This window comes from Intestinimonas sp. RTP31139st1_F5_RTP31139_211217 (assembly GCF_040226735.1).
GTDB lineage: Bacteria > Bacillota > Clostridia > Oscillospirales > Oscillospiraceae > Intestinimonas > Intestinimonas butyriciproducens.
In genome coordinates this window covers 1-10,706 of the sequence record NZ_JBCOAQ010000055.1, presented here as the reverse complement: position 1 = coordinate 10,706, position 10,706 = coordinate 1, and the positions used below count along the sequence as shown (strand labels likewise).

Below are 10,706 nucleotides of genomic sequence, written 5' to 3'. Positions count from 1 at the left end.
CCCCTCTCTCTGCTCCTCTTCCGCGCCTATCGGCTGCCGCCCAGGGAGCGGTTGCCGGTAGAGCGGGGCTGTGTGCTGCTCCCCACTTCTCCGGAGCCCGTTCCGATCCCATAAGGACCCGCCGGAAGGGTGCCCACCCCGGGAATATTCACCGTGGGGACGCTGATGCCCCCTCCGCTCTGTCCGGGACGCTGGCCGGGCAGATAGAAGGTCACGAATTTCACCGAGAAGATATCACAGACCACAAAGGTCTGGCTGTTCTCTTCATAGAGGGTCAAATAGCTGCGCCCCACATTGTACAGGATTCCCTCTTTCCGGGTCATGGCCTGGGTCCCCACCAGGAATTCGCACACCACGAAATTGCCCAGGTTGTCGGCCAGGATCTGCTGCATGGAGCCCCGCATGGCGTCGGTATTGAAGTCTTCTTCGGGAGGCGTCACCAGTCCGCCGTTTTCCTGGGCCCGGTTCAAGGCCATGTCACGCATCCCGTCGGGATAAAACTGATTCATAAAACCATTCTCCTCCATCATGAAAATTGGGGATCGCCGCCGGTCCTCCGCCGGCCCTTCCCCATGCTATGTATCCGCGTAAGCGTCGGTGGGGTTGTAAAAACAGTGGTTCCCAATGCGCACCACGAACTCCCCCACATTGGACGGGAAATTGGGCCGGCAGCTTGGGCTGAAGGGGTTGAAATACCACAGGGCAAAGCCCAGGTTGGTCAGACGGTTCCCGGCTATGGCCCACTCCGCAATGTCGTAGTGGATGTCCTCCACGGACATGTTGTAAATATTCTGGGCGTTGTATTTGCCTCGAATGGTCTCCCGGGCACAGTCAAACTGGCCCGTCTGGTAGATCACCTCTCTGATCGTCGCCAGCCTGCCGTACTCCCCGTAGTCCACATGGACCCGGTTCATCACCACGCAGGCCACGGCCTTCATCCCCTGTTCCCCCTCTCCCCCAGCTTCACACTGGACGATCCGTGCCAAAATCTCCAAATCTGTCATAACATTCCCCCCAAGGAAATCAAAACCTGTACACATCAGCAGGGCACGGCAGGCGGGCGTGGCTTTTCCGTTGGACAAGGCGATTGATGCCGCCATATTCCGCGTATGGCAAAGAAAATCAACGCGGTACGGCGGGAAGGCCCCGCCCCGATGCTGCGGAATGCTTGTCGGTACAGGTTCTCAGTCTGGTAGCGTGTCCTCCTCCTCCAGCGAGGCCTGGCACCGCTCCACAAAATCCAGGTCCTGATAGCGGAGCATGGCGGCCAGCAGCACAAATAAGGACGCCCACAGGTTGCTCCGTGCCGACCGCTTCGCCACACAGTCGCCGCCCTCTTCTGCCTCCTCCAGCGTACGCAAAGCCAGGCACAGGAAAAAGCCCAGCGCGCCGACGATGATGGCGGAGGCCTTGTGCCGGATGGGATAGATAGGGGGCAGTTGTCCGGCGGTCTCCGTCTCCCCCTGGATGGTGAGGCAGAGCCCCTTTCGCTGGAGGGACACCGACCAGAAGGAGAGCAGTGTGGCGGCAATGATCAGCAGTAAAAAAAACAGGGAATCGTCTACCACCCCAAGCTGTGCGCAGAGCGTCTTTTTCTGCTCCTCCTCCATCCTGCCGCCCTCCTCTTGAGAACTGCTTCATTCTATACAAATCCGCTGATCTTGGTGCGCTTTTTCTCTCGCTCGGGAAAGAAAAAAGAGGTCCGGGCCGCTTCTATGCGGTCCGGACCTCTTTTGTTCTCCGTCGTTTTCAGCCCTGGCTGTCCCGGGCCCCGCCGAACTCGGTGAGGGTCAGGTCCTTGTTCTTGTCCTGGACCCAGTGGATGGACCACTGGGATGCGAACAGGAGGAGCTGGTTCCCCTTGTAGTCCTCCACCAGCTTTACGTCGGTGCCCAGAATGAGCTGCTCTTCCTTTATGGGCTCGCCGGTGTCGTTTTCGATCCAGCGCAGATATTCGTAGGGCAGTCCCTCCATATAGAGCTCCACCCCGTACTCGTTTTTGAGCCGGTACTCCAGCACGTCGAACTGGAGGGTGCCCACCACGCCCACGATGACCTCCTCCATGCCGGTATAGGGGGTTTTGAAGATCTGAATGGCGCCCTCCTGGGCGATCTGCTCCATCCCCTTGAGAAACTGCTTGCGCTTCATGGTGTCCAGAGGTCGGACCCGCCGGAAGTGCTCAGGCGCAAAGGTGGGGATGGGGTCGAAGCGGAACTTCTTCCCCGGCGCGCACAGCGTGTCGCCGATGGAAAAGATCCCGGGGTCAAAGACGCCGATGATGTCTCCGGCGTAGGCCTCCTCAATGATCTCCCGCTCGGCGGCCATGAGCTGCTGGGGCCGGGAGAGCTTGATCTTCTTGCCGCCCTGGACGTGGTAGACCTCCCTATCCGCGTCAAAGCGCCCGGAGACCACCCGCATAAAGGCGATACGGTCCCGGTGGGCCTTGTTCATATTGGCTTGGATCTTGAAGACGAAGGCGGAGAACTCGTCGTCCATGGAGTCCACGATCACCTCCCCCGCCTGGCGGGGCAGGGGCGGCGTGGTCATGCGGAGGAAGTCCTCCAGAAATGGCTCCACGCCGAAATTGGTGAGGGCAGAGCCGAAGAACACGGGGGAGAGCTTTCCGTGGCGCACTCGCTCCATATCAAAGTCACAGGAGGCGCCGTCCAGCAGCTCGATGTCGTCCTGAAGCTGTGTGCGGAAGGCAGGGCCGATCAGGCCGTCCAGCTCCGGGTCGTCCAGGCCCACCTCTACCGCCGTGGCCTGCCTGGCGCCGCCGTTGGAGGTGAAGTGGATGATCTCCCGCTTGTTCCGGTCGTAGACGCCCTTGAAGTCCTTGCCGCAGCCGATGGGCCAGTTCACCGCATAGGTGTCGATCCCCAACTCCTTCTCGATCTCCTCGCAGAGCTCAAAGGGGTCCCGGGCCTCCCGGTCCATTTTGTTGATAAAGGTGAAGATGGGGATATCCCGCATCACACACACCTTGAAGAGCTTCCGGGTCTGGGCCTCCACGCCTTTGGCCGCGTCAATGACCATAACGGCCGAATCGGCGGCCATGAGGGTACGGTACGTGTCCTCAGAGAAGTCCTGGTGACCGGGGGTGTCCAAGATATTGATGCAGAAGCCCTCATACTGGAACTGCATGACCGAGGAGGTGACGGAGATGCCGCGCTGCTTTTCGATCTCCATCCAGTCGGAGGTGGCGGCGCGGCTGTTCTTTTTTCCCTTGACCACACCGGCCTGGGCGATGGCTCCGCCGTAGAGCAGGAACTTCTCGGTCAGGGTGGTCTTGCCGGCGTCGGGATGGGAGATGATGGCAAAGGTGCGGCGGCGTGAGATTTCGGATTCGTATTTGGACAAGGCAGCGGCCTCCTAGCGTTTTACAAGTCTTTTTATTGTAGCATACTCTCCCGCCGAATTGCAAGGAAAATGGACGTACCTCCGCCCAAAGCTCCACAAAACCCGCACCTTTTTTCACAGGCGGCGGCCAGGGAGGGCGGTCCGTCTCTCCGGCCCCATGGCCCCGGGCTTCTCTCAGGCGGGCCTTCTCTTCAAGAGGGCTCCCGTCCAGAGATGCCGCATTTGTTGCTCTTGATAGTCCGAATTTTCGGAACATTCTGCTGCTATTTTTCCGATATTTTGGACCATCTTTTTCTGGCGGCCGGGCCGCTGACGGCGCTTTTTCTTAGCGGGGCAGGGGCTGCGGCGTCCCGCCCTCTGGTTGGCATGAAATTTGCTTATTCTATAGGCGGTACCAAAAAGGAGGTCCGATCATATGATGGAAACCAAAAACGGCAGGCTCTTCTTCGATGGCTGTGACGTCACGGAGCTGGCCAAGAAATATGGAACCCCTCTGTACGTCTATTCCCAGACCGCCATAGAGCGCCGCTTCGACGAGCTGCGCCGGGACTTTCTGGACCGCTGGCCGGGAAGCCGGGTCGCCTATGCGGCCAAGGCCTTCTGTACCACCGGCATGTGCCGGCTGGTGGAGCGGGCCGGGATGTGCGTGGACGTGGTGTCCGGCGGCGAGCTCTACACCGCCCTGGCAGCCGGCTTCCCGCCCGAGCGTATCGAGTTCAACGGCAACAACAAGCTCCCCGGCGAGCTGGAGCTGGCCGTGGACCGGGGCGTGGGCCGGATCATCGTGGACGGGGCCCACGAGCTGGAGGCCATTGAAGCCCTCTGCGCCGCCAGAGGAAAGCGGATGAAGGTCCTCTACCGGGTGACTCCCGGCGTTAAGGCAGACAGCCATGACTACATCGTCACCGGCAAAAAGGACTCCAAGTTCGGCTTCCCCCCGGATGAGGATGTCATCTATCCCGCTGTGGAGCGGGCCGTCGCTGCGCCCCATGTGGACTTTCTGGGCTTTCACTTTCACATCGGCTCCCAGCTCTTCGACGCCTCCCCCTATCTCCAGGCGGTGGAGGCGGTGCTGGAGCTGGTCCGACAGGTCAGAGACCGCTTTGGCGTCCGCGTCTCAGAGCTCAACCTGGGGGGTGGATTCGGCATCACCTACACCACGGAGGAGCGCAGGCCCTACCGCTATTATCTGGACCCCATGCTGGAACGCATCGCCGCCTGCTTTGACGCGCTGGAGCTCCCCCGCCCCGCCGTGGTCATTGAGCCGGGCCGCAGCATCGTCGGGGACGCCGCTCTCTCCCTCTACACCGTGGGGGCCATCAAAGAGATCGCCGGCGTGCGCAAATATGTGGCGGTGGACGGCGGCATGACGGACAACATCCGTCCCGCCCTCTATCAGGCCGTCTATCGGGGCATCCTGGCCAACAAGGCGGACGCAGCGCCGGCCGAGACGGTCACCGTCTGCGGCAAGTGCTGTGAATCCGGGGATATCCTGCTCCGGGACGCGGCGCTCCCAGCAGCGGAAAGCGGCGACATTCTGGCCGTCCTCTCCACAGGCGCCTATGGCTATTCCATGGCCAGCAACTACAACAGCAACCCCATCCCCGCAGTGGTCCTGGTCAAGGACGGGCGGGATGAGCTGATGGTCCGGCGCCAGAGCTATGAGGATCTGATCCGGAATCAGATCATCCCGGCGTCGCTGAACAGTTGAGGGAGGCCGCAGCATGAGAACCCTGATCAAAAACGGCACCATTATCGATCCTGCCAACCATATTCATGCCAGGAACAACCTCCTCCTTCAGGACGGAAAGGTCCTGGCCACCGTGCAGGACGAGCCCGAGGCCGACGTTGTTCTGGACGCCGTCGGAAAATATGTCTGTCCTGGCTTCATCGACATCCACATGCACGAGGACCCCTATGATCCGGTCCGGGACCGCCTGATCCCCAGCATCATGACCTCCATGCTGAGGATGGGCGTCACCACCGCCATCGGCGGGAATTGCGGCATCAACACCGTCTCCCCGATCCGATACCTGGAGCTTATGGACCGGGACGGCGGGCCCGTCAACATGGGGCTGCTGGCTGGGCACACCTTTCTCCGGGAGCAGGCCGGACACCTGGACAAATATGCTCCTATCACCCCCGATGCGCTCCGCCGTCTCTCCGGACTGGCACAGGAGGCGCTGGAGGCGGGCTGCTTCGGCATCTCCTTCGGCATCCGCTATGTACCCGGCATCTCCATGGATGAGATGGTGGAGACGGCCCGCGGCTGCCGGAAGTCCGGCAAATTCATCGCTGCCCACGTCCGGGACGACGCGGCGTACATTTTCCGCGCGGTACAGGAACTGATCGACGTGGGACGGGCGCTGGATCTCCCGGTGCAGAATTCTCATGTGGGCAGCATGGGCGGCTTCGGTCAGATGGAGCGGCTGCTTGCCATGATGGACGCCTACCGGGCCAACGGTATGGATCTGTCCGGCGACTGTTATCCCTATTATGCCTTCAGCACCCGCATCGGAGAGACCACCTATGACGACGGTTTCCTGGAGCGGTATCAGACGGATTATTCCGTCATCGAGGTCTGCGAAGGCCCCTACAAGGGGCAGCGCTGCACGGAGGCCATTTTCCGGACGCTTCGCCGGGAGGCCCCCCGTACCATCACCGTCTGCCATGTGATGAAGCCGGAGGACGTGGACATGGCCCTCCTCCACCCCAACATCATGCTGGCCAGCGACGGCCTCATGGACAACGGCCAGGGACATCCCCGGGCAGCGGGCGCCTTTCCCCGTTTTGTGCGCAATTACGTCGGAAGCGGACGTCTCAGTCTGGACGAGGCAGTGTACAAAATGACCGCCATGCCCGCCGCCAAGCTGGGGCTCTCCCACAAAGGGAACCTCCGCAGCGGCGCCGATGCCGACGTGGTGGTGCTGGATCTGGACCGAATCGCGGACCGCGCTACCTTTGACCAGCCCAACGCCGGACCAGAGGGCTTTGACTACGTCCTCGTCGGAGGGGAGGTGGCTGTAGACCATGACCGGGTTGTCCGTTCTGACCTGGGCCGGGCATTGAGAAAGTGAGTTCTCCGAATTCATTAAATACTAGGAGGAGAGTCTTGTGGAATTTGGGTTTCTATCAATCTTGCCGCCGTTGTTGACTATTGTTTTAGCAATTATTACTAAAAATGTATTTATTTCTCTGTTTATTGGTGTATTCCTTGGCTTCTGCGTTATTGATGGTTTTCACATCATCTCTGCGCTTAATGCCACCCTTAATGGTTTTATCACCACATTCGAGAGCCACAGCAACACCATTGTTATTGCCTCCATTCTTATGATTGGCGCGTTAATCTATATCATTGAGCGCTCCGGCGGAATTGAAGGCTTTGTCGAAATTATGGTGCGAAAAAAAGGAGTTATCAGGTCTAAACGGGCCGCCAATATTTTTACTTGGCTAGTAGGCGTTCTAGTCTTTACCTCGGGCTCTCTTAGTTGTCTTGTTGTCGGCTCTGTTACTCGTCCAGTTAACGATGCCATGCGGGTCTCACATGAAAAATCAGCATTCTTGGTCCATGCCACTTCTACACCAGTTTGTGTGTTGCTCCCATTGAGCGGCTGGGGTGCCGCCATGATCGGTTACCTCACTTCCGGCGGCGTAGAGGAGTCCCGAGCAGCCACACTGTTGGTCCAATCCATACCATTAAACTTCTATTGTATGCTGGCTGTCCTCGGCTCTCTTTTACTCTGCCTGCTCCGCAAGGATTTTGGCCCTTTGAAAGCCGCTGAGCTGCGGGCTGACACCACTGGTGAATTGGATTCGCCCTCATCTGCTACTTCTTTAGACGAAGTGAGCGATGACAAAAGTTATTTGGATACCGACCGTCCTTTGGCCCGCAATATGCTCATTCCCATTGCTGTTCTCATCCTGGGCGTATTAGTTGTACTGACGGTCACTGGCAGTGGGAATCCTTTAGATGGTAACGGCATGAATGCCCTTCTGTGGGGCGTCTTCCTTGCTTTAGTTGCTTCCGGTATTCTGTGTATAACCCAAAAAATTTACAACCTATCACAGTTCATTGATGTGGCATTCAAAGGTGCGTCTGGCATGCTCTCCATCGCTATGATTTTAATTTTCGGCTTTACCATGGGAGGCGTGGTCTCCCAACTTGGCACCGGACTGTATCTTTGTTCCATCTTTGAGCAATTTCTTTCTCCCTCTCTCCTGCCCGTTCTTGTCTTTTTGATGGCCTGTCTTATTTCTTTTGCCACCGGTACTTCTATGGGTACTATGGCGATCACCTCGGTGATTTGCCTACCTATGGCTCTCCAGCTGGGCGTAGATATTCCTTTGGTGGCAGGTGCTGTATGGGGTGGTAGTATTTTCGGTGATCACTGCTCTCCCATTTCAGATACTACTATTATGACCTGTTCCACCACTGGGTGTAATATTATCGACCATATCAAAACACAGTTTCCTTATTGTCTCGCGTTTGCCGTTCTCTCTATTATCTTCTATCTATTTTTGGGCTTTATTATGTAATATCCTACCCCCTCCTTTCAGCGCTCCGCCCCGGCTGGTTGCCGGAGCGGAGCGTCTTTTTCCTCCGCACTTGTGCCGCGCCCTCCTTCGTCCTATAATGAAAGCACCTTAACACCGGAAAGGAGGCCCCCGATATGGAAAGCAAGCTGCTCGACACCATAACCGAAATCGTGGGTGAGGGCATCGTCTGCGTCAACGCGGGCGGGATCGTCACCCACTTCAACCGCAAGGCCAAGGAGATCACCGGCATCGTCCTGGAGGGTGGGCGCTCCCATCCCGCCGGCTCCATTCTCCCTGGAGACATTGTGCTCATCGCGGACAACATGCTGGGGGACGACGACGGCGGCATGACGCCGGAGGACCTCTCACACTTGAATATCCGCGACCCGGAGCTCCGCCCCGGAGACGTGGTGCTGGCCGCCGGCGTCTATCACAGCGGCGGGTCCAAGCCCCTCTACCGCCGCTGCGGACCATACGCCATGCCCCAGGAGCTGTGTCTCGAGGGCCGCTGCGGCGGCCTGGAGGTGCGCCTTTCGGTGAGCCGGTACGAAAAGCTGCTGACCATCTCCGTCGGGGGCGAGCCCTACCACCTCCGGTATCTCCGCTCCATGGCCCACCTGGTGGTGGTGGACGGCGGGACCGGGAAGGTAAAATTTTATCAGGAAAAGGGCTGTACCATCCGTCACGAGGATCTGAAAGGGCTCCTGGAGGGGGGGACTTTCCAGCCGAAAAATGACGGCACCACCGAGTTCAGCGTCATCGGCCGGGACTTCTTCGAGCTCTTTCAGCCCTGCGAGCTCACCCAGCGCATGGACCGCCTGCTCTCCGGCGGGGGCGGCGCCACGCTGGACGAGGAGCTCTACATCAACAAGCGTCTTATGCTCTGCTCCATTCTGCCGGTGCGGGAAGGAAATCATGTCCGCGGCGCCGTGCTCAAGCTTACCGACCTCTCCGAGCTGCACAAGCTGCTGGACCAGCGCAACGAGCTCATCACCAAGGTGGAGCAGGCCAGCCTCAACGTGGACAACCAGGCCATGCGGGTCCCGGCCAACGCCTTTCCCGACTTTGCAGGCAGCTCTCCCCCCATCCAGCGGGTCAAATATCTGGCCTTCAAGGCTGCCCAGGCCAGGTGCAACGTCATCATCACAGGGGAGAGCGGCACCGGCAAGTCCCAACTGGCCCGGGAGATTCACCGTCTCTCCCGGCCCGACGGCCCCTTCGTGGAGGTCAACTGCAGCTCCATCCCCAGGGACCTCTTTGAGAGCGAGCTCTTCGGCTATATGGGCGGAGCCTTTACCGGAGCCCTCTCCGGCGGAAAGCCGGGCTACTTTGAGCAGGCGGACGGCGGCACCATCTTCCTCGACGAGATCGGCGAGATCCCCATGAGCGCCCAGGTCAAGCTGCTCTACGCCATCCAGAACAAGCGGTTTTACCGCGTGGGCGCCACCAAGCCCACCAATGTGGACGTGCGTATCCTCTCCGCCACCAATCAGGACCTGTGGAAGGCCGTGCGCGAGGGCCGTTTCCGGGAGGATCTCTACTACCGGATCAACGTCTTTTCCCTGCGCATCCCGCCCCTGCGTGAGCGTATCTCGGACCTCTATCTCCTCAGCCGCAGTCTCACCGAGTCCGTCTGCGCCCAGTACGGCATCCCGCCCAAAAAGCTCTCCGGCTCGGCAGTGGAGAAGCTGCTCCAGCACACTTGGCCGGGCAATATCCGGGAGCTGGGCAACGTCATCGAGCGGGCGGTGGCGGTATGCGAGAGCAGCATCATCGGCCCTGAGGAGATCGAACTCTCCCCCGTGGGCGCGCGTCCGGCGGAAGCCGCCCCCGTCCTCTCCGGCCCGCTGAAAGCCCAGTTGGAGTACGCTGAGGAACAGGCGCTTCTCCGCGCCCTGGCGGCCGCAGAGGGCGACAAGCGCCGGGCCATGGAGCTGCTGGAGATGAAAAAGTCCAGCTTCTACGAACGTCTGCAACACTATGGGATCAAGTGACGTTTTTTCTCCTTCATATTGACATATGTCAAAAATAGGAGTATGATATTTTCGACATATGTCAGGAACAAGAGGTGACGGCATGTCCAGACCACAGAAGTGCAGACGGGTATGCACCCTGCCCCGGTGCGGCGGGTTCCGTCCCATGGAGGACGCCCCCTGGAGCGGGACTGTGACCCTGGGAGTGGATGAATACGAGGTGATCCGCCTCATCGACCTGGAGGGTCTGACCCAAGAGCAGTGTGCTGTGCAGATGGAGGTGGCCCGCACCACAGTGACCGGAATCTATCTCAGCGCCCGCCGCAAGCTGGCCCAGGCCCTGGTGGAGCGCAAGGCGCTGGCGGTGGAGGGGGGGCATTACCGCCTGTGCGACGGTGGAGAATGTCGCCGCCGGGGGCACGGATGCCCCAAAAAGCAGAAATTGGAGGCGTTTCATCGTGAAAATCGCAGTGACCTATGAGAACGGGACCGTGTTTCAGCACTTTGGCCACACGGAGCAGTTCAAGGTGTACCAGGTGGAAGACGGCAGGGTGACGGGGACGGAGATCCTGGACACCAACGGCAGCGGACACGGCGCGCTGGCGGGCTTTCTGCAGGATGCCGGCGTGGAGGCCCTGATCTGCGGCGGCCTGGGTATGGGCGCCCGGAACGCACTGGCACAGGCGGGCGTCACCCTGTACGCCGGGGTCACCGGCGACGCGGACGCTGCGGTCCAGGCCCTGCTGGCGAACCGCCTGGCCTACGGTACCGAGGCCAACTGCCGCCGTCATGACGGCGGCCATAATCACACGCACCCCGGAGACTGCGCGTCCCACG

The 10,706-nt window shown here is 59.8% G+C and carries 10 protein-coding genes; 6 read left to right on the top strand and 4 right to left on the bottom strand.

The window, feature by feature from the left end; genetic code table 11:
- Positions 1–26: 26 nt before the first annotated feature.
- The 4 genes from ABUA09_RS17115 to ABUA09_RS17100 form a co-directional block, all read right to left on the bottom strand.
- Entirely contained in the window at positions 27–509 is a 483-nt protein-coding gene (locus ABUA09_RS17115) for a hypothetical protein (RefSeq protein WP_033118454.1), read from the bottom strand.
- Positions 510–575: 66 nt separating this feature from the next.
- Entirely contained in the window at positions 576–1,004 is a 429-nt protein-coding gene (locus ABUA09_RS17110; protein WP_195607697.1) for a cell wall hydrolase, read from the bottom strand.
- A 180-nt stretch (positions 1,005–1,184) separates the two neighbouring features.
- Positions 1,185–1,610, bottom strand: coding sequence for a hypothetical protein (locus tag ABUA09_RS17105; RefSeq protein ID WP_058116893.1), 426 nt, complete (start codon positions 1,608–1,610; stop codon positions 1,185–1,187).
- A gap of 139 nt (positions 1,611–1,749) precedes the next feature.
- Positions 1,750–3,360, bottom strand: coding sequence for a peptide chain release factor 3 (locus tag ABUA09_RS17100; protein ID WP_033118456.1), 1,611 nt, complete (start codon positions 3,358–3,360; stop codon positions 1,750–1,752).
- Positions 3,361–3,775: 415 nt separating this feature from the next.
- Here ABUA09_RS17100 and lysA point away from each other — a divergent pair, with 415 nt between their 5' ends.
- The 6 genes from lysA to ABUA09_RS17070 all read left to right on the top strand — a co-directional run.
- Complete coding sequence (lysA, locus tag ABUA09_RS17095; protein ID WP_279202563.1) at positions 3,776–5,071, top strand: diaminopimelate decarboxylase; 1,296 nt, start codon at positions 3,776–3,778, stop codon at positions 5,069–5,071.
- Positions 5,072–5,084: 13 nt separating this feature from the next.
- On the top strand, positions 5,085–6,437 hold the full coding sequence (locus ABUA09_RS17090) for an N-acyl-D-amino-acid deacylase family protein (protein ID WP_116721531.1): 1,353 nt from the start codon (positions 5,085–5,087) through the stop codon (positions 6,435–6,437).
- A gap of 37 nt (positions 6,438–6,474) precedes the next feature.
- Positions 6,475–7,896 carry a Na+/H+ antiporter NhaC family protein gene (locus ABUA09_RS17085; protein WP_033118459.1) on the top strand — a complete coding sequence of 474 codons (1,422 nt, stop codon included), beginning with the start codon at positions 6,475–6,477 and terminating at the stop codon, positions 7,894–7,896.
- A gap of 134 nt (positions 7,897–8,030) precedes the next feature.
- The gene (locus tag ABUA09_RS17080) at positions 8,031–9,890 is read left to right on the top strand and encodes a sigma-54 interaction domain-containing protein (RefSeq protein WP_279203166.1); all 1,860 of its coding nucleotides are present in this window, start codon (positions 8,031–8,033) and stop codon (positions 9,888–9,890) included.
- Between the two features lie 82 nt (positions 9,891–9,972).
- Positions 9,973–10,350 (top strand): DUF134 domain-containing protein, encoded by a 378-nt coding sequence (locus tag ABUA09_RS17075; RefSeq protein WP_033118460.1) that lies wholly within the window; start codon positions 9,973–9,975, stop codon positions 10,348–10,350.
- The coding region (locus ABUA09_RS17070) for a NifB/NifX family molybdenum-iron cluster-binding protein (RefSeq protein WP_349949561.1) at positions 10,328–10,706 on the top strand (379 nt) is incomplete at its 3' end. The genes ABUA09_RS17075 and ABUA09_RS17070, both read left to right, overlap by 23 nt.

What these genes read in the sequence shown, in the direction of transcription:
- ABUA09_RS17115 (WP_033118454.1), bottom strand. Translation starts at nt 509, where the DNA reads ATGAATCAGTTTTATCCCGACGGGATGCGTGACATGGCCTTGAACCGG.
- ABUA09_RS17080 (WP_279203166.1), top strand. Translation starts at nt 8,031, where the DNA reads ATGGAAAGCAAGCTGCTCGACACCATAACCGAAATCGTGGGTGAGGGC.
- lysA (WP_279202563.1), top strand. Translation starts at nt 3,776, where the DNA reads ATGATGGAAACCAAAAACGGCAGGCTCTTCTTCGATGGCTGTGACGTC.
- ABUA09_RS17110 (WP_195607697.1), bottom strand. Translation starts at nt 1,004, where the DNA reads ATGACAGATTTGGAGATTTTGGCACGGATCGTCCAGTGTGAAGCTGGG.
- ABUA09_RS17105 (WP_058116893.1), bottom strand. Translation starts at nt 1,610, where the DNA reads ATGGAGGAGGAGCAGAAAAAGACGCTCTGCGCACAGCTTGGGGTGGTA.
- ABUA09_RS17090 (WP_116721531.1), top strand. Translation starts at nt 5,085, where the DNA reads ATGAGAACCCTGATCAAAAACGGCACCATTATCGATCCTGCCAACCAT.
- ABUA09_RS17075 (WP_033118460.1), top strand. Translation starts at nt 9,973, where the DNA reads ATGTCCAGACCACAGAAGTGCAGACGGGTATGCACCCTGCCCCGGTGC.